Source organism: Sphingobacterium bovistauri (genome assembly GCF_020295405.1).
GTDB classification, from domain to species: Bacteria; Bacteroidota; Bacteroidia; order Sphingobacteriales; family Sphingobacteriaceae; genus Sphingobacterium; species Sphingobacterium bovistauri.
Genome location: NZ_JADEYP010000002.1, coordinates 58797 through 81242, shown reverse-complemented (window position 1 = coordinate 81242; position 22446 = coordinate 58797). Strand labels below are relative to the sequence as shown.

Here is a 22446-nt window from a genome sequence, read left to right as displayed (position 1 = left end):
ATTAATAAATTAAAATGTCTTGTCATAAGTCTGTATGAATTAGAATCCGTGTCTTAAATAACCAGATAATGAATGAATAACTAAACGCTGCCCCAATTGATTGCTATTCACAACATCTGCCTCAATGAGATTAAGTGCATTATCTCTAATTTGTAGTCTATTATTTTGGTTAATTAATACTTCTAAAACTTGAGTTGTACCCTCTATATCTTTACATAGCGTTTCAAATGTTCCTTTCTTTTTACCATCAATAGCAAAGGAGTTACGTGTAATGTGGTATTGCAGGAAAAGATTAATCCTATTCTTTAATACAATATCAGTTGTTGTTGGAGACGCAGGTAAATGATTATTTGCTATTGCAGCATCTATCGCGGCATTATTAGGAATCAAAAATGTGTAATTTGCACCGATATCCACCCCCTTTACCACACCATCAGATGCTGAATACAATGAACTCGCCTTTAAATAATTGAAGAATTTGTAATATGGTGATTGTGGCTTATCAGCACCCAAAGAAATTAATAGATTTCCTGTATTTGTATTCGATGAGGTAAGTGCTCCATCCAGATATACAGCGATACCATTCAAAGGACCTGATTGACTATTTCCTATACTTATCGAATCAATTTTAACATATTTCTTGTCAACAACACTATCTTGCGTACCGCTCGACATCAGTTTCATATTATTGAATTTGATATACTCGCCAGCAAAACTTTCTAAAATCCCATTACCAGAGAGTGTTGGAATTGGATCAGTCTCCAATGGGATTATATGAGAATTTATAATCTCGCGCATTTCAGGAGATCCATTAGCACCGTTATATCGAATTGGGTCAGATGTATTATATGCATCGTATGAAAACCCCATGTCATATAAAGTTTCGTCAGAAACTAACACTAGCATATAACGTATTGTCGGCATTCGTAATGTAATATTCAAGCCAAGACGTTCTAAAGCTGTACGCATAAAACTATATTTAGGATCCAATAAGACATTACCATATACGGATTGGAATACATTGGCTTGTTGTGATGAATTCACACCATAAAATGCACCGTTACTCAACAATTTGGCTTCAACAATATTTTGTGTAGTAAGTTTTGTAGTTTCCCCTGTTATATTAGGTTGGCTTACAAATTTGGAAGGCCAAAGTTGTGCATTATACAAATGTGAATTAATATATGCAGTTAGTACCGAAGGATTGCTGTAAAACAAATCTTTTATCGTTGTTCCTGACGGATAGTATTTAAGTAATACACGGTTGGCGTAATCTCGCACTGCAGCATTGGTCGGGATAGTAACCGAAAAATTATTAGTCTGCGCATCATTAGCCTCCTCCTTAACATAGTTTTCATTGTTCAATGCCAATGAAACCCCAATATAACCTTTAACAAAAACTGAATCTCTCCTGCCAGTTAACACTTCATTTTTACGTGTTAAATTCGTATTGTAGGAGTAGGTGGTAAAGAAATTCAACATGTTTTTAAACTCACTATATTCTGGATTCGATTGCAAGTATTGATCGATATTTTTTTCGGGCATCAAAACTTTATCCACGACATGTATATATCCATTCTCTGCAATCAAATTACTACGAGTCGGATCAATAGTTGCCCCCAAAACATTTAAACCTGTGTAATTTGAATTAGGATAGAATGTTTTGTAATCATCCGAACCAAGATTTCTGGCAGACATGTATTCTGTGAAAAAATAGGTCAAATGCTTGTTGTTATTCTCAGACTCCAAGTAAGGAATTCCTACACCTCTATTTGTAGACACGATCTTTCTGATCTTACCATTCTCTTGCACTTCATCCTCTACAAAATCATAATATACCGTTCTTCTCCTAAACCCGTAATCCTCAACCCAACCTCTAGAAGAGAAATAATCTCCTAATTTTTCCAAACGCTCCCCATCATACACCATAGCTGTACGAACGATTTTCTCAGCTAATTTTTTGTCAATTTGGCTCGTATCCGATATTCCACTTTCTGACATAAATTCTAAGAAAGCGCGATCTGTTGGCGCAAACACGGTCCATGATGCAGCAGATCCTAATACATTTCTATATCCAGCTTTTTCAATACAGGATAAAAAATATTTAAAATCACCCATGGAATCAAGCTGTTGATAAATCGGACTGGCTAACCCTTTTGGTCTTCCGTAATAGGCGTCAAATGCTTCCTTCCTACAGCCCACAATGATAATTGTGCAACAGAAAAAAGTAAATAATAAGGTTCTCTTAATACGCATACAATAATCTTGTAGTTTATAATTTTAACATATAGGTCTATCACCATTTCAGTCTGGTGATTTCAAATTGGGTGTAAACTATTTGACAAAATAAATCACAACGATGTGACATCCAGGTTAATAGTTTTTCGCTAAATAAAAATGTTTACTAATCTATAATTTGGTCATTAATTACATACGTAATCAATTGGTCATAAGTATTCAAATGATATATATCAAATATATTACATACCTGCAAAACCAGCAACCTGCACCATCCTGTTACAAATTGATGGACGAGCAGAATACGCAATACTAATACCTAGGTAGGCAAAACGAAACTCTAATACGTAATTAATTGTTAATAAGACAATTATTAGTTTCCATCGGGTTTCAACTCAGAGCTTAAAACACTTAATGGCCAATCCCAAGCCGTAAAATCATCCGGTGTTTTTGGAGAATATTTTTTGTAATTTATTATATTTTTCCTAATAGGCAAGTCTAAATCTATAATACCCTTTAGTATCATTTTTGCAATTTGCCCTGCTCCATATGTATTGAAATGGGTATTATCCGCTAATGCTTGTGATTGATCAGGAAAAGTATTGGCTGGATAATGAACTAGTGCATTTTTAGAATTTTCAACACCCAATGCTTGATAAAATTCCCGAGTCATTGTATTCAAATCAATCAACGGTACATTCATTTCTTCCGCAACCTTACGTGCCGCAGCGGGATATTCTCCTAGTGTAAAATTCAAATTGCCATCCTTGTCAAATGATCGTCGTTCAGTAGAGGTGACTATCAAAGGATACCCTCCGATAGCTCTAAACTTATTTACAAAAAGGCGCAGACGCTCTGTATATCCATTATATGCTCCTGATTTGTCTCCCTTTTCCTTTTGATCATTATGACCAAACTCAATAAATAAATAATCACCTGGCTTTGCGACTGCAAGAATTTTGTCTAATCGATTAGATGATAAAAAAGAACTCAATGCCAAGCCAGATTCAGCGTGATTAGCAACAGCAATTCCTTGATCGAAATATCTAGGAATCATCTGCCCCCATGACGCCCAAGGCTCATGCTCTTGGTTCACTACGGTTGAGTTACCCGCCAAAAATAATGTTGTTACTTTTTCGATAGACTCGATAGTTATACTTTCGATATTATTCTCTCCCTGGAATTCTAACGTCAACTTATTGTCCCAATCTAGCTTTTCTATTTCACGAGGAGTCTTTAATCTTACCACATTATTTTCATCTATCTTTCGATCTTTGATATGAACTATAAATGATTTTTGAACTTTTTTGTTTTTTGGAATTTCAACCCTATCGACTAACCAACGTCTTGATTCAGCACGAACTGTAGAAAATATAGTTTTGTCCTTTAGACCTCTATAATGTATAGTAACTTTATAATTTCCTTCTTCTACATCCGCAGAAAAATAGAAAGGTTTATTGCTATATAAGGAGCTATTTCTACTATGCTTGACAATTTGAACATTTTTATCCGTGTTTAAATCAATACCAAAACCTTGATTCTCGTATTTAATATTTTCATTCATTTTATGAACAGATACTGATTTGGTATCCTGGCCTGTAAATTCAAAAATCTGTTTTGATTGCCCTAACACTAGAGATAGGTTGGCTGTTAAAAATAAAACGGATAATGTTCTTGTCAACATAATTTTAAGTATTTATTGGTTAATAATAGCAAACGCCCTAACCTATCAGCATAGATATAGAGCGTTTACAAAACAGCTTTAATTTATATTCGGTTAATTTAAGCTCTATAGTAACGTAATTCAATGATATTATTTGGAAACGGTAAAGTATTCCAATGTTCATGAATTAACAAAGCAGCACCTACCGCAGTAGCTTGTGCCATGGATGCAGCATAGATTTCAATATCTGAGAATCGTCTTGACAAAAGATTCATATAGATATGATTTTTACTAAAGCCACCATCCACAAAAATTCGCTTCACGTTTTGTTTCGTTAGAACCAATTTTGTCGATTCAACTTGGGCATTCACTAAACAGAGTATCAACGCATGATATGCTTCTTCATATGTATTGAATTGATTCAAATCCAATGACGCAAAAGTCTGCAATGTGAAAGCATCGATGGTTTGTTCTAAATTCAATCCCTCAATAATGCGCCAATTAATTTCAAAATGTTTGAACCGAGCTGTTGTCACATTAAAATGATCTGCAATACGTTTTGATTGGGCCTCATGTTCATATCCAGCGAATAATCGTGATGCTTTCACCGGTGTACCTGAGTATGTCAGATAAAACAAACAATCTTGATCCAATTCATCTTTTGTCAATGGCTCATCATTAAATGGATTCATCGAAATACACCATGTTCCTGTAGAGATCAACACAAAAGGTTCCTGAAAATTAATTAAATAAGGAATCAATGCTGAAGAACTATCATGTAATCCCGTACCTACTTTGTAAGTACTCCCTGGAAAAGTACTCGAAAACACATCTTTACCATTTACAATAGGAGCAAGTTTTTTATCAATTCCACTATCTATAACCCACTGATGATAATCCTTTTTAGTAAAATCCCATAATGCAGTATGACAGCCAATACTAGTCATATCCGAATACATTTGTCCGGAAACCAAAAAACTCAGATATTGAGGTAAATGCAATGCATATTTAATTTGCTCAAACAAGTCAGGCTTTTCTTTTATCAATCGATAAATCTGCTTGCCAGAATTCAAATTCCCCAAAGAAGGGGATGCTGTATCCAATGCAAATTTACTTTCTCCACCGTATGCATTATGCAGCCCTTCCTGCATCTCTGCAGGATAATCTTTTAAATAATTATACAATGGTGTTAATGGTCTTCCATTTTGGTCCAAGTACACAAAACTAGCACCGTAAGAAGTAAAATTAATCGCCCTTATTTCATATTCTGCTTTACGAAACACTTCATGCAGTGAATCAAAAACTGATAGCCTCAGACTTTCCAAATTCTCACAAGGGAATCCATCTTCATCGACAGTTTCCAAAAATCTCGCTGAACGTTCAAATACGATTTGATAATGCTCATCGAATAGGAATAGTTTTTTATTCGTCTTCCCCACATCGAATATAGCAATAACCGGTATCCGCTCTTTTCCCATCCTCATCTATTCTTATAAACCAGTCGCTACAGTCGAATCGCCGCGTTCTTCAGTTAATTTTTCTCTAACCTTCAAATCTGTAAATAACTTTATTGGGTTTAATGCAGCCCCCTCTCGTAATCGAGCTTCTGCAACAAGCGCACGTAAATCTGTACGGAATGCGTCTTGTAATATCTCTTGTGCAGCAACCACATCGTTCTCTTGTTGTGCTTTTTTCAGCGCCTTACGATCCACTAACAATGCCTGAGCATATGCCATTTTTATAGCCTCTACAGATTGTAATAAGTCTGCCAAAGGATCTTTCAGATTGTGTGACGCATCAATCATCCATCCCAATCCTGTTGCATGATCAATACCACGCGCATCCATACCTTCCACCAATTCACTGAAAATCAAAAACAATTGATATGGTTTAACAGCACCCGCTGTCAAATCATCATCAGCATACTTACTATCATTAAAATGGAAACCAGCCAATTTACCTTCCATTAGCAATAGAGAAACAATCTGCTCAATATTGGCATTTGGCAAATGATGTCCAAGATCCACTAACGTGTAAGCCTGGTCACCTAACTTATTCGCTAACAACAATGATTGTCCCCAATCAGCAATTGTTGTGGAATAGAAATTAGGCTCAAATGCCTTATATTCTATAAACATTTTCCAATCAGAAGGTAGGTGCTTATAGATTTCTTTAAGACTTTCTAATGTATTTTGAAATGCTTCACGGAAATTCAATTGACCTGGAAATGATGAGCCATCCGCCAACCATACTGTCAATGCTTTTGACCCTAAAGCAACACCATGTTTGATTACTTCTATATTATGTTCTACAGCTTGTTTACGAACGGCTGGATTCACATGTTGAAGTGAACCATATTTATAACTTAATTCTTGATTAGGTTGATCTTGAAATGTGTTAGAATTAACCGCATCAAATACTAAACCATAAGAAGTAGCTAAATCTTTAATTTTCTCTGCATCCTGAGGAATGTCCCAAGGAATGTGCAAAGAAATAGCTCCACTTGATTTATTCAATGCATGTAATAAACCAACATCCTCAATTTTTTGTTCCAAATTACCTGGCTCGCCTTTACCATTAAAACGACCAAAGCGCGTGCCACCTGTACCTAAAGCCCAGCTTGGAATAGCGATTTGAAATTTTTGTAATTTGGCTACTATCTCCTCAAAATTTGAAATACTTTCCTTTAGAAAATTAACGTTTTTTACGTGTTTAAATACTAAATCTTGGTTATGTTGATCTATAATATGTTGTTCGATTTTCATAAGTACATAGGGTTATAATAGTTAGAAAAATATAAAATATCTTTCTAACTATATCACAGTTAATAAAAATATTACCTAACAAAAGCCATGGCAACGCCACCATCTACATTCAAAACATTGCCTGTAGACTTGTTAAGCTCACCGCCCACAAATGCAAAACAAGCATTGGCTATATCATCTGGCAAGATTATTTCGTTCAACAATGTTCGTTTTGCATAGTAAGCTGGTAATTCCGCTACTGTAATACCATAGGCTTTAGCACGACCTTCGGCCCATCCTCCAGCCCAAATATTACTATCTGAGATAACCGCATCTGGGTTAACCACATTTACTCTAATTTTTGAAGCACCTAATTCTGCTGCATTCAATCTACTTAAGTGTAGTTGAGCAGCCTTCGCTGAGCCATATCCTGCATTATTAGGACCACTCACCAAAGCATTTTTACTTACAATATTTACGATATCACCACCAATATTTTGTGCTTTCAATACTTTGGTAGCTCCTTGGGTTACTAAGAATTGACCCTTTACAAGAACATTGTAAAGTAGATCCCAGTCTTTTTGAGTGTGATCTTCAATTGATTTTGATATCGATAATCCTGCATTATTCACGATAATATCAACACCACCAAAAGCTAATGATGCAATCTTCATTGCCTCTTCGATTTGCTCCTGATTAGTGACATCAAGTACTGCAGTAGTTACATTATCTTTTCCAAATAAGCCATCAAATTCTGCTTTAGCATCTGCAAGACGCTCTTTGTTCATATCGTTTAATACGACAACCGCTCCCTCTTGTGCAAAACGCTTTGCAATAGCCTTACCTATTCCACCAGCACTACCCGTTACTAATGCAATTTTTCCTGACAACGCTTTTGGCTTTGGCATACGCTGCAGTTTTGCTTCTTCTAACAACCAATATTCGATATTGAAGGCTTCTTGTCTCGGCAATGAAGTGTATTGACTTACCGCCTCAGCACCTTTCATTACATTGATTGCATTGGTATAGAATTCTGAAGCAACACGCGCTGTTTGTTTATCTTTTGCGAAAGCAAACATTCCAACACCTGGATATATTATTATTACTGGGTTCTTGTCGCGAATCGCAGGACTATTCGCGTGTTTACAAGACTCGTAATAATCTGTATACATCGCTCTGTACCCTTCGAATAATGGAAGAAGTTTGGTTTTAATAGTTTCTACATCTGACAAATCTTCGTCTTTATCCAAATTAAGGATTAAAGGCTGAATCTTTGTGCGTAAGAAATGGTCTGGACAGCTCGTTCCTAGTGGAGCTAATTTGTCCAAATCATTAGAATTGATAAATTCCAACACACGTACATCATCCGAAAAATGACCTACCATTGGACGCTCACTTGAACAAAATCCTCTTAAAATCGGAGCTATCGAGGCTGCTTGAGCAAGTCTACCTTCTGCTGCAAGACTTTCCACATTTTGCCCTCCAAATACAGGTCTTGTTTTACCGTAGTTTTCTTCCAAATAGGATGCACAAGTCTCAATAACATCTAATGAATTCAAATAACATTCATAAGCTGTATCTCCCCAGGTGAATAAACCATGAGATCCTAACATAATACCACGGATACCTGGATTCTGCGCCAAACAATCTCTCAACTGTAAGCCTAAGTCAAAACCTGGTTTCTGCCAATCTACCCAACCAATTGTTCCATTGAACAATTCTTGCGTAATACGCTTTCCATCTTTAGCTGCTGCAATCGCAATAGCTGCATCTGGGTGTAAGTGATCTATATGGTTGAATGGTAGAAAACCATGCAATGGTGTATCAATAGAAGGTGCCTTTGACGAAAGATCAAAAATACAATGGTTGAACAGTTCCACCATTTCATCTTCGTGATCGATACCTCTATATACCCTTTCCAAATTGCGAAGACGCTCAACATATAATGCTGCTAGACCTGATTTTTTCAGCGTACCAATGTCACCACCAGAACCCTTGATCCACATTACTTCTACTTCTTCACCCGTCAATGGATCCTTATCTACTAATTTACATGATGTGTTACCACCACCATAATTCGTTATCCTTAAATCTGAACCTAATATATTTGATCGGTATAACAATAAAGCTACTTCATCGCCCTCTAAGGATTTGGCAACTTCCTCATCCCAAAGGTAATTCACATGTTGATATGTTTTTGTTTGCATAAATCTTTGTAAAATTTTATTCTAATGTTTTAGCGAACCCTACCACACAAATTGATAGGATAATGATTAAGATTCCCGATATAATGGCTGTATGTGTTGATTTACTCACACCCTTCCACTCTTTCAAGAAAATACCCCAAGCATTGGATATCAAAATGATAAATGCCATGTGCAAAATCCAAGAACTTGCACCATTACCAAGGCGGCTTTCTCCCATTCCATAAAAGAAGAATTGCAAATACCAAGTTGTACCTGCCAAAGCACACAGCAATAAGTTTTTAGCCAAAGGAGCTGACGCTTTTGAGTAATCCGTAAGAGTTTTATTTTTAAATAATAAATATGCACACCATACAAAATTCGTCATAAAACCTCCCCAAAGAATGACGATATAGGTTACATTATTTTGATAAAGGAATTCTCCTTGATTTGGATTTGTAGCTTTCCAGAGCTCATTCGCAACATCAGCCATTGGCTTTCCTGCTTCGATGGCAAAATTGAAACAAGCACTCAATGCTCCTGACACTAAAGCTACTATAATACCAACCCCAAAATTATAATCCTTTTTATCTGTAGTGCCAGCAGAAGCTAACCCCTTTTCCTTTAACATTCCTGCTCTTCCACATAGATAAATACCCAGAACACACAACAGTAAACCTCCCATCACACATAGGCCTGAGGCTGTAGTGAAAAAGAAATCAATACTTTGTTTTCCGTCTGCAGGGTTGAAATAATAAAATATTGCTGGCATCAATGCACCAAGCACCATACTCAATCCCAATATTATACTACTTCCTAAGGAAACCCCTAAATATCGAACACCCAAACCATAAGTCAAGCCACCAATACCCCAAAGCACACCAAATAAAAATGTATAACCCAAGACACTAGTTTCAGCTTGAGAAATAATATCTGAAAAATTAGGAATAGTAAGCCAAGCGGCTATTGGAGGAACAATTATCCATGAGAATAACCCACCTAAAATCCACATCGCTTCCCACGACCAATCTTTTACTTTCTTGTATGGAACATAAAAACTTCCAGACGCAAAGCCTCCTATAAAATGGAAAATAACCCCTGCAATTGCATTCATAAATTGTAATTAAATCTAAATTAGGTTTACAAAAACTAAATTATTTGAAATCGTTCAAACAACTGTTATGGACTGTCATGTTGTTTTCCAACAATTAGTATCGTGCAAGATGATTCTTACACTTAAAATCAAAATAACTTTTAAAAATAGGACTACCGCGCTAAGGCTTATAGTCTAAAACCAATATTGGTGTAGACTGTGAATCAGACAACCCCTCACCATCGACCTGCACCGTATGTTGCACAAATAAACTCAATACATTTTTCTTGCGCCACAACTCTGTGTCAAATGTAGGCTCCCATGCCGCAACAGATTCTTTATATAGATCAACTATTGTGTGCTTGTTTTTTTCTTTCTTCTTCCAGCTCAATATTGAGATTGCATTTTTACGTTCATCGTCTCTGAATATCATCCAAGCTTCCAATTTTCTTCCACGCCCCTTTACTATAAGTTGAGGTCTGGATATCGGAATTTGCTTAGTACCATATCCTCCCAACGTAAAACTAGTTGATCTAAAATCGAAAGATTGTGTTTCCCATCTTCCACTATTTAGATAAACCATTTTGTATTGCGGCCTCTCTGCATATTGACTCTTCCAATATGAAACAATAAATGGATTACCATCCTTATCAGCAGACATGGATGTTTGATTGATTAAATCACTATTTTCAGGTATACGGACAACATATTCTGCTGTGCTTGCTTTGATTGGTAAAATGTAGGTTTCACCGGTTGACTTTTTCCACGAGATCCCACCATCTTCCGAATACGCATAAGCCATATCGTGATTACTTGCAACATTTGGACTCTCTCGCCACACCCATGATATATGAATACGTCCCTTATTATCTACATAGGCTTGCCAATAAGCATTACGCTTCCGTTCTCCATCAATAAGATTTTGATGTAATCTAATCCATGTGCCTTTTGCTCTATCATATTTATTAATGACTAGATTTCCATTTCCAGAACCACCATCTCTATACATAAACAAAATATCACCGTTAAGCAATTTGAAAAATTCAGGATAGGTGACAACTTTCTCTTGCTGTCCCAGCATAGGCAATTCGGATGTAAATTCTAAACTTTCAGCTCGGATAGACTTGATATAACGTAATTTGGAATTGTGATGATCAAAAGCAATATGTAAATAGTCATCACCATCCAACATCATACTAATGACATTGTGCGCATCTTTAGTATTGCCCTTAAAATTAGTTCTTTTTATTTCCCACTGTCTGGACCTCAATCTTCTCTTGCCAACTACCAAAAAACCTTGGCCATCATAATAAGCTATAAATTGATGCTTCCTATTACTAACTAGAGAGTTTTTACGAAATACTGCGGTATTAACAGTATTCTTAGCCCATCCTTGACCTACTTCTGATAGTTTGGTTTTTTTCTGAGCAGATAAATTCATTAAAATGCAACTCAGCAGTATACTGAGTACAAATAGTTTTTTTGACATAATTCAGGCTTTAAGTAGATGATATTAAAACGCAAAACAGATTTGTCAAAATTTAACAAATCTGTTTTACCAATTTAAGATATAATTATTTATTGAATAATTACATTTAATACATATAGAATTTCATTAAAGTATTGTCCATCATCATAGACAAAAGATTGCTTAATTGTCATCTTTTCACCTACCACATTTTTGTCTGGAAACTGACCAACATAGAAAGCCCAATCATTTTTGTTGTATTCTGAATAGAGTTTAGCCCTACCTCCCCAATTCACAGTATTTCCTAGTTCATCCAACCACATACCTGGAGCATTCGCCGTATTAGTAGCATTACGAGTTCCATCAGCTTGAGTTGCATAAAAAGAAACCTCTTTTAATAAACCATCTAAAAAGACCTGTTCTGATATTTTAAGCGCATTTAAAATATCCGTTTTATTGACATCAACTTTTGTTGAAGCATATCCAGCTCCAAATGGAAGGATAACATTTTTAGTAATAGTTGTTGTTTTAAAGAATGGATATCGATGGTTCAAATTCTTCACCTTAAACTTAACAATATGTATCCCTGGCTTATAAAAGCGAGCCATCAAAGAAGTATTAATATTTCTTCCCAAACTTGTAAATGCACCATTAATTCTATAGTTTGAAGTCAAATTTGTGAAATTAGACTCTCCTACGCGAACTGTTGTTTTTACTGGATAAGATAAGCCTTTAAAATAAGGATACTGATATACTATTGATGTATCGGTTAATTGCTCAGGATAAAAAGGTGACCAATCTGCAAAACTTGGCAGGCTTGCTCTTTTAATAACTTCTCCTTGTTTTGGATTAAAGGCCTTTCCATTTTTATCTAACCACATGAATATAATTTTATTTTCATTTCCAGGAATATATTGAATAGTAGTAGAATAATCAGTAGAAGCTAAATTTCTCACATCAGTTTCAGAAGATAGACCTGAAGAGGTGGCACTTTTAGAAAAAATTGAATCTGGTTTTAGTTCTATCAGATTAATATTCAAAACATCTTTATATGATTTTTGTCCAGAAATATTAGATATATCAATATCCAGAGTATAAAGTCCTGCGGGAACACTCTCAGTTGCAGGAGTCAATACTACTTTACCTCCTATTCCATTCACTGAAATCGCAGGTGATTTTTTAGTACCAATCAATGCTGACAATTGATCCATTGTATTAATATCAGAACCTACCTGACCTAAATAAACAGAATACTCTTGTTCTGTCAAAAAATCATTTACGATCTCTCCTGTAACTTTATTTCTTACAGCAACTAACTTAACACTCATGGGTGTTGAACTTCCATTTGCGACTAATGGATTTGTGGTTACTGAGGAGCCCTGTACAGCCTGAAGCTCAGACACATTGTAACGCATATTATCATTCAAAAAACCAATAGTTTCAGGTTTACATGAACTTAAATATACAATGATAATTACAAAGCTCAATTTCCAAATATTTTTCAAATTCATAACATTCTGTTATTAATGATTAATTAATTCTAACATTAAATACAAATTCCACTCGTATCTTCTTATTACTCCTATTTGTATATTCCATGGCTTGTTTAATTGTATATGTATCTCCTATTGCAGATCGACTTGGATATTGTCCAATTAAAAACGTCCATGTAGAAGGAGTATATTCAGAAAACAGGCGTGCATCCGTCCCCCATGAAACAACACCTCCATTTGCACTAAACCAATGTCCTGGAGCTGTCGCTGTATAATTCGTATTAAATGTGCCATTTGGCTCTATAGCTCCAAAAGCAATAGAACTACGTACTATAGATGGAATTTCCTCTGCGTCTAAAGCAAATGTTTCGGCAACCCATGCGCTAGGAATTGTAACTGTAGTACCTGAATAAGATGAGGCTGCTTTAAATGCTACGGAGTATGTAAATCTTAACCCACCATTTTCTATATCCTCAATCAATGGCCCTGTTTCACCTGATTCATTGAAATCTAATATAAACGTATGCAAGTTGTTTAGTACGTTAATAACAGTTCCGGTATTTGTTTTAATTCCCGTAGTTTGACAATATACTCTTACATCTGCTTGATCATTACGATCAACTCTTATACTCCCATCAGGTGCTGTTTGATCAACGTCTCCCCTCACTTTTATATAATATAAGTAAAATACATCCTGATAAGACCATTGACCTTGAGGCTGCTTTTGCTTATTATACGCAAATCCATCTATCGAAGTATTATTAGACAATTGAATATAACTCGTCTTTGCAGTTGATAAACTATGTTGTGCATCACTATACATATAAGCTCGAAGTGAATCAACGGAAATATCTGTCAAAAATTTTTCAAATGTATATTCTGCATTTTCGTCTGTTTCTTTTAGTATTGCCTCTTTTACTTTATAAAATCTCTTTATAGAATAATCAGAGGGTGCCCAAAAAGTTTTCGAAGAATTAAGTTCCTCTTTTAATCCAAAATGATCTATAATTAACAAGAGTGTATCAAACATTCCTTGCGGATGATTAGCTAAATAATCATATGTAGATTGGTTTACATATTCTGAATGTAATCCATCATCGGTTAAATATGCATCCTTTTTACATCCTGAAAAAAGAAAGATAATTCCAATTATTAAAAATATTGTGGCTCTCATAAAATTCATTATTTAATATTAAAAACCTACTGTAGCCCAATATGGTGTTTGTTTCAAAAGTGGATTTTGATTTAACAAACTCGGATCAAATGGCCACATATATTTACCACGATTAAATTGTTCTTGTGTCATACGCGATGCTGGGAATTCAAATATCCCATGATGTCTATACAATCTAACCATATCATAAAAACGATGAGCTTCCATAAACAGTTCCCTTGCACGTTCATCAAATATGGCTTTCATTAATGTCCCATTCCCAGACCATGGTGCTAAACCAGACATCATACGGACTTCATCCAAAACTTGAATAGCTTGACTAGATTTATTAGTTGCGGCTAAGGCTTCTGCCTTTAATAAAACAATATCAGAGTACCTAAAAATTATTATATTATTTTTAAAAACAGGCACAGCATTATTTCCTTCTTCAGGATAGGAAATATTTGAATATTTATTACATATTACAAATGTGCTATTGATTGTAGTATCCATTGTAAATTTACGACGCTTGTCATTTCTATCATTATATAATTCATCAATACGTGTCTTTGATGTAACTAAACGAGGTGAACTTATAGTACGATGATATTTTGGTGAAGCTAATGTAAAGGTTCCAATCCCAACACTTGTACCTTCATTAGTTGCACTCTGTGAGATTTCAAATATCCCTTCAGAGGATTTTCCATTAAAAATGGTTTTGTAAGCCAAACTATCTCTAGATACATAAAAATACATTTCACTATTTATTATTGAATCTGCTGCAGCAATTGTGGAATTATAATTTCCAGTCCATGCGCCAATATGCGCCTCTAAAGCAAATACGGCACCCTTATTTGCTCGGACAGCAAAGTCAGTATTAACTAAATTGCGCCAATCCAAATATTTCTTCGCTTCTTGCAAATCATTTAGGCTTTGTTCCATAACCTTTTCTGCCGTCGCCGACTCATGATTAACAGCATATATTGGAGAAGTCGCTTCAGTCAAAATGGGAACCCCTCCCCATATTCTACCTAAATAGAAATATGTAAACGATCTTATAAAATACGCTTCACCAATAAAATACTTTTTTGTCTTTTCACTATCGAAAAAACTATTTTCCATCTGATTTAGATGTTTGATCACTCTATTCGCCTGATCTATGACTTTATAAAAATCATCATACCTTCTTAATAGGTAAACTGCATTACCTGTATTTGAAGAGGCCAATGACAAATTCAAATTCATATTTACAATATGATGATATGGATCAACATTTGCTGAATTAACCTCGTCAGAAGCTAAGTCCCCATAAGCATAATGTGCAATTCCATATCCACCATTTAATGCCACTCTTAACAAAGCATACATTCCTGCTACTGCAGATTTAGCATCATCTTGTGACTTCCAGAAGTTTTCATCCGTAGCTTCACTTTTAGGTTCTAAGTCCAAAAACCCTTTACATGATACAAGTAATAGTAGTATCATTGTTATATATATATTTACTCTATATTTTTTCATTTTTCAACAGATTACACTATAATGAAATATCTAAACCAAAAGTCCACTTTTTAGGAATTGGATAACCATTTCCCGTAGAATAACCATTAGCTTGTACAGCTTCAGGATCTGGAACGGTCGACCATGAAATTATAGCTATATTATCCAATACACCGTATAAACGAACTGATCTCATACCAAACTTTTTAGAAAAGGATTGTGGAATATTATATCCTATTCTTACATTTTTAATTCGTATAAAACTTGCATTTTCAACAAACGTACTGTTGGCAATATGCCAGTTATCAACAGAGTTTCGAAATAGTGTAGGAAATTTAGCTACATCACCGTCCTTCATCCAGAAATCTGACATATTAAAATCTCCAGCGATAGCTGAATTAGGACCATAAGTTGAATAAATACTTGCTGAACCAGCATCTTGTAATTTGTCGGATAAATATCCATTCCATAAAGTGCGTCCGAAAACAAATGTTGTCAAAGCAGAAATAGACCAGTTTTTATATGCTAATGAGTGTGTCATACCACCTATGAAATCAGGATTAGGATCTCCCATATCCACTTTATCATTATCATCAATAATAAAATCGCCATTATTATCTCTACGTATTGGATCCCCTGCTTGGTATTGAGTACCTCCAGCTGATCCATGTCTAATTCTATCTCCTGTTAATGGATTTACAGGTACATCTGCTAGTGTAGAATACACACCATCAATTTCCCAAACTTTAAATGGATATAATGGTTTACCTACATTCAACGCTCTTTCCATCCAAGGAGGGCCAACTTTAATCTCTCTTCCTCCATCAGGAAGACTAGTTACATAATTACGATTATAGGAGATGTTAAAATTCGTATTCCACTGAAAAGGTGACCTTTGACTCATATTACGGGAATTTAGAGTCAATTCAACACCGGTATTCCTTAAACTAATAAAATTCGTTGAAATCGTTGAATAACCTGAAGTAGCAGGCATTTGCAAAGCATACACTAAATCTTTACTATCTCTTACATAATAATCAGCATTGATTGCTATACGATCATTAAATAGACTTATATCAATACCAGCATTAAATTGAGGAGAACGCTCCCATTTAATTGTAGCTGAAGTAGCTGAGGTATTATAATTTGGATAAACTACATTTGTTCCGTTATATGAATACATACTACTACTCATACCATTATCTAGAACAGAACCATAGTAAGCTCCACTATAACCCAACATGGAATAATGTGCATATTCACCTCCAGGATCTCTTCCTGTTAACCCATAACTACCTCTAAATTTTAGAAAATTTACATTCGAATTAAGGTCTTTGAAAAACTCTTCTTCAGATAAAGCCCAACCTGCAGATATAGAAGGAAATATACCCCATCTATTGGTGTTACTATATCGTGAGGAAGCATCCATACGATAACTCGCCGATAATAGATATCTATCCTTATAATCATATCCAAACCGACCAAATACAGACATTCTAGAACGTTCAGCAATATAAGAGTTACCAGTTAAGTTTGGACCAGAGCCAATACCCGTAATTGTTTTTATGACTTCACTATTGTTGCTTCTCCCCCATAAATAGCTGTTATTCGAAATATTTTTTTCTAATCCAAATCCAAGTACGCCTGATAAGGTATGAGCAGAATTTATCAATTTTGAATAATTGAAATAACTCTCCCATTCCCAACGACGACTTTGATTTACCCAATTAAAAGCCTCATTTTGAGATCCAGTTAATAACTTTGGTCTAAATAAATCTCTAGTATTATTATGTACATTAAAAGAAAACTGTGATCGTAAAGAAAGTTCTGGGATCAAAAATTTCTTAATTGTTCCAGCGAAATTCCCATTTAAGCTAATGCTTCTATCATCATCTAAAAGACCATCATATCTTCCTGTATATACTTGTTTCTCTAGATCATTAATTTCCCAAAATGAAGAAGGAAATCCCCAAGTACTAAATGGATATTTACTGTCATCACCAGAACCATGTTTTGCTTTGGTAAACCCGGAGAAAATATTTGTCTCAAATTGCAAATTTTCCATTGGATTAACTTGAAGCAATAATCTTGGTGTGAGATTTTTATTTTCAAATCCCATCATAACACCTTCTTCATAATAATGTTGTACAGATATACGATAGAGAAATTTATCCATTGAGGCTCCGATACTAAAATTTACGTTGGTAATAGGGGCGCTCTGTAAAAATAGTCCTTGCCAATCAGTGGCATGATTATATGCTGGATTAAGACTATCTGTTAGCATTGGATGAATTTGATTATCATTAAACCAATCGTATTGCCCACCCGCATATAGTAAACCCATTTTCATTCTCCGCTCTGCGGCGCCTACAGTAATAGGTTTCATCGCAGGTCTACTTGAAATACCAGCATAACTAGCAACTCTAATTTCAGGCACACCAGCTGCTGGTCTCTTAGTCTTTACAATGATTACACCATTAGCCGCACGTGCTCCATAAATTGATGATGCAGAAGCATCTTTCAGGATATCAACTGATTCTATATCATTTGGATTTATTGCTTGTAAGGGGCTTGCATCTCCATATGCAGCTTTTATATCACTTACATCGTAAATGATGCCATCAATCACATAAAGTGGTGCTTGCAGTTGATTATCAGCTAATCCCAAATTACTGGAGCCACGAATATTAACAATATTGTTAGTACCAGGTTCTCCTGAAGTGCTCATAACTGTTAAACCAGCAACGCGTCCCTGAAGCATAGCATCAAATGTCGCATAGGGGGTGTTTTCAAATTCGGCACCCTTTACTGTTGAAACAGCGCCAGTCATTTTTTTTCGTTGAATATTTTGATAACCGACTACTACTGTTTCCTCTAGGCTTGTAGTTGCATCATCCAAAATAACATTCAAAACATTCGTACTACTTACTTTTACTTGTTTGGTTTGATAACCAACACTCGTGTAAACAATTGTTTTGCCAGCGGTGGAAACTTTAATCTCATAACTACCATTTTCTTTTGTTTTAGTACTTATTGAACCTCCCAATTCTCTTACACTTACTTCTCCTAAGGGTTGCCCTTGTCGATCACGAACTATACCTGTTACAGTTTGTTGTGCGAAGACGTGTACTGACCCCAAAAACAATAGGAACAAAAGAAAATATCTCTTCATCCTAAATAGATACAAATTCTTCATTGGTTTATAATTAATTAGATAATATTTTGACTCTTAAGCCCTTTGGATAAAATAATATTTAGAAAAAATGAGTTAAATACAATCTGTATGTATTACTCTACTTTTGATAATTTTATAATTATGTTAAACAAATATTAAAAATCGAAAAGCTCGTTTTAAGTATATTTAATTGGTATAAATATTAAAAATGTCAACCTGACGTTTAATCAAATTTAAAATTTTTAGTCTTCTACATTTATTCAGATTTTCACTTATAGCACTTTAATTTTAACTCAATTTATTGAGTTAAAATTAATCACATTTTAATCCTACTTCATTAATGCCACAAATTGATATTTGAAAAGTAGCCGTAGCCTTCTTGATTGTTTGTTGCTATTTGATAAATTCCTATTTGTAATAATTTTCCGTCTAAATCATCTCTTTTGCAGGGCATATTGGGTAAATTAATCCAATTGATTCCATCGATGGATGACCTTAAGAAGAATAAATTACCAAACCTTTGAACTTGAAGATATGGATGGAAGTTTAATCCAGAACCATTATTACCTTCTTGATGTTTCCTATTTCCTGTACTCCTCCATAGATTTCCTAGGTTCCACCCTGTTAATACTGTATTATTTATATAAGAATTTATTTCATCCTTATTTCTTATCATTATTCCAGCTTCACTTGAAGTTCTCGTTTTTGTATTTAAACCAGGTACATCATCAATTTTAATTTGAAAGGTAAAATCACCGATTATTTCTTTATACATAAAAGGTGGAAATAGAGCATCTGAAGCCCAACGGGTATGGGTAGATTTCAAAATCCATTTATCATTATCAAAACTTACATTCGTTTTTGTTGAATCCAAATTGTAGGGAAGTTTTATACCATCCCAGAATGGAATAGTATTACCATTAAAAGTATAACCACTTTTAATGGTAGAACCATCTAATAATTTTAGGGGAGTTTTAGATACCTCAAAGGTATAAGGCAAACTTACATTTCCAAACTCGTCTTTAAGTTGAACTATTATATTATTTGATGATTCTGCTTCTGTAAATAGGTAATAAGGCTCATCGACCCATCCAGAAGATTTATTCTCTGATACAAACACATATTTTACATTATTCAATTTGGATTCTACATGAATAAATACATTTTGATCATTTATAAGTTTAGGTTGAGAAATTACTTTAGGTATAAAACTAGATAATTCTAAACTAAATGTATTTCTCCAGCGATGATAATAATCAGCTACTGAATTGATAGAAACTGTATTTGGGTAAGCATCTAAGAAATGGAAGGAAGCATTTAATTGTAGTGTATTATCTTTATTGATTTTCAATCCTTTTAAAGTAGGTTTTTTTTGCCTTTTACCATTTTTGAATAATACAAAATTATCATTATGATAGTTTAGTATGTAATGATCCCAATTATTATTCTCATAAAGATCTAAAGCTATACAATACTCATCTGAACTCAATACCTCATTGAGTATGGAATCTTGAATTATCGTGCTACCTATTGCAGTTCTATTTCCTACAGTTTCTAATTTTTTGTTTAATATTTTGGTAAAATGTGAACCAATAGATCCTTGATTTCGAATAAATGAAACTTCACCTAGTGGTATACCTTCTGTTCGAAGAGAAAAATAAGATTGAACATTATAAAATTTTTGAATTTCTTGTTCAATAAATTTGACGTCAAGAGCTAAATTAAAAACCTTCAAATCTGCTAAATAGCCTGAGAAATGATTAATGAATAGATCTGAAGATCCTAAAATAAAATTTTCATTAGCCTTTACAAATAACATTCTATTTTGTTCTTTTTGTAAAACTCCGTTAACATATATTTTCTCTAAATACCCATCAAAAGTAAAAACCACATGATTCCATTGATTTGCCTTTGGAACCTCTTTAAATCCCAAATCTGGCCATGCTCCATGTGTAATAGCTCCTCGAGTCGCATCGCTGCCTATCCCGAACACAGATCTTGTAAGATCTTGTACCCCAGAAGAATAAGAAACAACATCCTCATACCTAGAGATTTCAGGATTATTAATCCACATAGAAACAGTATATGGATTATTTCCGGAAATATTTGTTGGGACCTTAAATGTTGATTTAAAATTAGTTTTACCGTCAAAATAGAATGCCTTTTTCCCTTGATAAACCTTTACGGATAATTTTTGTAGGCTTCGAAAGTTTCCATCTAACAAACCTTTATTACTAATTTGGTCTATTTTATCACCTTCAGAGTACTCACTTGCATCAATTTTCACCAATTCTCCAACTACATTTGACACTTCCGGCATAATCTGAGGACTAGACCATAATGTTTCTTGATTAATCCTTTTTTGATAAATTTTAATATTCCAAAGGCCCTTTGGTAGCCCCGGATGTTGGGTGTTAATAACATTAACTCTAACATATCTAGCGTTTGTGTTTCTATGATTTAATATTGGACTAGCCCAACGGTTATTTTTAGATTGATCAACATATAACTCCCAATTTTGACCATCTATTGAGGTCTCAATTGTAAATTGATAAGCATATGTTGGATATTCAAATTGCAAAGCAACCGTACTAATATTTTGCACTTCATCCAGATCTACTGTAAGCCAAGCCGTAGAATTAATATCTTTGGAACGCCATAAAGTACCATTATTATCATCGACTAAAAATGAAGGTTTAAAATCATCACTGTAAAATGATGAGGCTGTAACCTTTTTACCAAAAGCAATATTTTCATGCATTACGGACTTTTTAACTAGGGCTTCAACTCCCTGATGAGTACCTATAATCCTTTTTATTTTACCTTCTGCATCAAAAAACAATTCATCAACAGCTATTTGCCTATGAAACCCTCCTCCAGAATGTGGGTTGTTATGCCTATGGTATACTATAAAATGTCGTCCATTTTCCTCAATCAAACTATGATGTCCTGGTCCATGTATAGTTCCATCAGCATTAGTTTCCAAAATAGGATTATTTGATTCATAATGAAAAGGTCCCATAGGTCCGACTTTACTTGTTGCATACTGTACTCGATATGTATGATCTTCACAATGACCTGACGAATACATAAAATAATATATATTATTCCGTTTAAATACATATGGTGCCTCAAAAAAATCTTTTACATCTGTATTAGGTATTAATTTTACTTTCTCAAAGGATTTCATATCCTCATTTAACAATCCTACAGCACATCCATGATCAGGATAAATCCCCCACGTTCCCCAGTACATATATATTTTCCCATCATCATCTTTAAATGTTTGTGCATCCAAAGTAATTACACCTGGAATCAAATAATTAGGTATAATAGAACTTCCGTCTTTACCTAATGAATGCCATGGCCCTATTGGACTTTCGGATACTGCACCAAATATTTCTACGGGTTGGCTGTAATACAAATAATATCTACCATCGTATCCTTGGGTCATATCAGGAGCCCAATACCAATGTGTATTAGGCCAATTCATCGGTTGAATTGTCCAATTCATGAAATCCTTAGATGTCCAGACCTGTGACGGACCAAGTCCACCTCCATTTCCATCTGTCGTAGCATAGATATAATAAGTATCCTTTATTTTTTTTATAGTAGGATCAGCAAAATATCCAGGAAGAATAGGATTAAGATTTTTTGGTTTAATATGCTCTTGGCTACTTAATGTAAATACATTAGTTAACAATAAAAAGAAAGCAGAGAAAAGGTGTTTTTTCATAAT

At 34.6% G+C, this 22446-nt stretch carries 12 protein-coding genes; all 12 read right to left on the bottom strand.

From position 1 onward, the window contains the following. Window positions 1–39: 39 nt before the first annotated feature. The 12 genes from IPZ78_RS01570 to IPZ78_RS01515 all read right to left on the bottom strand — a co-directional run bounded on the left by IPZ78_RS01570 (window position 40) and on the right by IPZ78_RS01515 (window position 22443). Complete coding sequence (locus tag IPZ78_RS01570; protein ID WP_225551172.1) at window positions 40–2256, bottom strand: fasciclin domain-containing protein; 2217 nt, start codon at window positions 2254–2256, stop codon at window positions 40–42. A gap of 355 nt (window positions 2257–2611) precedes the next feature. Beyond that, on the bottom strand, window positions 2612–3922 hold the full coding sequence (locus IPZ78_RS01565) for a rhamnogalacturonan acetylesterase (protein ID WP_225551171.1): 1311 nt from the start codon (window positions 3920–3922) through the stop codon (window positions 2612–2614). 98 nt (window positions 3923–4020) lie between these two features. After that, on the bottom strand, window positions 4021–5379 hold the full coding sequence (locus IPZ78_RS01560) for an FGGY-family carbohydrate kinase (protein WP_225551170.1): 1359 nt from the start codon (window positions 5377–5379) through the stop codon (window positions 4021–4023). A gap of 12 nt (window positions 5380–5391) precedes the next feature. Then, window positions 5392–6666 carry a TIM barrel protein gene (locus IPZ78_RS01555; RefSeq protein ID WP_225551169.1) on the bottom strand — a complete coding sequence of 425 codons (1275 nt, stop codon included), beginning with the start codon at window positions 6664–6666 and terminating at the stop codon, window positions 5392–5394. A 71-nt stretch (window positions 6667–6737) separates the two neighbouring features. Then, a complete protein-coding gene (locus tag IPZ78_RS01550) occupies window positions 6738–8852 on the bottom strand; it encodes a bifunctional aldolase/short-chain dehydrogenase (RefSeq protein ID WP_225551168.1) in 2115 nt (704 codons plus the stop codon). Window positions 8853–8868: 16 nt separating this feature from the next. Continuing rightward, window positions 8869–9942: an L-rhamnose/proton symporter RhaT gene (gene rhaT, locus IPZ78_RS01545; protein WP_225551167.1), complete on the bottom strand. Its 1074-nt coding sequence runs from the start codon at window positions 9940–9942 to the stop codon at window positions 8869–8871. 160 nt (window positions 9943–10102) lie between these two features. Beyond that, a complete protein-coding gene (locus IPZ78_RS01540; protein ID WP_225551166.1) occupies window positions 10103–11410 on the bottom strand; it encodes a BNR repeat-containing protein in 1308 nt (435 codons plus the stop codon). Window positions 11411–11499: 89 nt separating this feature from the next. Further along, window positions 11500–12900: a DUF4859 domain-containing protein gene (locus IPZ78_RS01535; RefSeq protein ID WP_225551165.1), complete on the bottom strand. Its 1401-nt coding sequence runs from the start codon at window positions 12898–12900 to the stop codon at window positions 11500–11502. A 19-nt stretch (window positions 12901–12919) separates the two neighbouring features. Then, window positions 12920–14056: a DUF4859 domain-containing protein gene (locus tag IPZ78_RS01530; protein WP_225551164.1), complete on the bottom strand. Its 1137-nt coding sequence runs from the start codon at window positions 14054–14056 to the stop codon at window positions 12920–12922. 18 nt (window positions 14057–14074) lie between these two features. Next, window positions 14075–15520 carry a RagB/SusD family nutrient uptake outer membrane protein gene (locus IPZ78_RS01525; RefSeq protein WP_225551163.1) on the bottom strand — a complete coding sequence of 482 codons (1446 nt, stop codon included), beginning with the start codon at window positions 15518–15520 and terminating at the stop codon, window positions 14075–14077. Window positions 15521–15569: 49 nt separating this feature from the next. After that, the gene (locus tag IPZ78_RS01520; RefSeq protein ID WP_225551162.1) at window positions 15570–18704 is read right to left on the bottom strand and encodes a SusC/RagA family TonB-linked outer membrane protein; all 3135 of its coding nucleotides are present in this window, start codon (window positions 18702–18704) and stop codon (window positions 15570–15572) included. A 340-nt stretch (window positions 18705–19044) separates the two neighbouring features. Further along, a complete protein-coding gene (locus IPZ78_RS01515) occupies window positions 19045–22443 on the bottom strand; it encodes a family 43 glycosylhydrolase (protein WP_225551161.1) in 3399 nt (1132 codons plus the stop codon). Between the last annotated feature and the right edge of the window lie 3 nt (window positions 22444–22446).

Bases quoted from the DNA above. Each gene is read 5' to 3' on its own strand.
- IPZ78_RS01540 (WP_225551166.1), bottom strand. From the start codon at position 11,410: ATGTCAAAAAAACTATTTGTACTCAGTATACTGCTGAGTTGCATTTTA.
- IPZ78_RS01530 (WP_225551164.1), bottom strand. From the start codon at position 14,056: ATGAGAGCCACAATATTTTTAATAATTGGAATTATCTTTCTTTTTTCA.
- IPZ78_RS01555 (WP_225551169.1), bottom strand. From the start codon at position 6,666: ATGAAAATCGAACAACATATTATAGATCAACATAACCAAGATTTAGTA.
- IPZ78_RS01515 (WP_225551161.1), bottom strand. From the start codon at position 22,443: ATGAAAAAACACCTTTTCTCTGCTTTCTTTTTATTGTTAACTAATGTA.
- IPZ78_RS01565 (WP_225551171.1), bottom strand. From the start codon at position 3,922: ATGTTGACAAGAACATTATCCGTTTTATTTTTAACAGCCAACCTATCT.
- IPZ78_RS01560 (WP_225551170.1), bottom strand. From the start codon at position 5,379: ATGGGAAAAGAGCGGATACCGGTTATTGCTATATTCGATGTGGGGAAG.
- IPZ78_RS01520 (WP_225551162.1), bottom strand. From the start codon at position 18,704: ATGAAGAGATATTTTCTTTTGTTCCTATTGTTTTTGGGGTCAGTACAC.
- IPZ78_RS01535 (WP_225551165.1), bottom strand. From the start codon at position 12,900: ATGAATTTGAAAAATATTTGGAAATTGAGCTTTGTAATTATCATTGTA.
- IPZ78_RS01550 (WP_225551168.1), bottom strand. From the start codon at position 8,852: ATGCAAACAAAAACATATCAACATGTGAATTACCTTTGGGATGAGGAA.
- IPZ78_RS01525 (WP_225551163.1), bottom strand. From the start codon at position 15,520: ATGATACTACTATTACTTGTATCATGTAAAGGGTTTTTGGACTTAGAA.
- IPZ78_RS01570 (WP_225551172.1), bottom strand. From the start codon at position 2,256: ATGCGTATTAAGAGAACCTTATTATTTACTTTTTTCTGTTGCACAATT.
- rhaT (WP_225551167.1), bottom strand. From the start codon at position 9,942: ATGAATGCAATTGCAGGGGTTATTTTCCATTTTATAGGAGGCTTTGCG.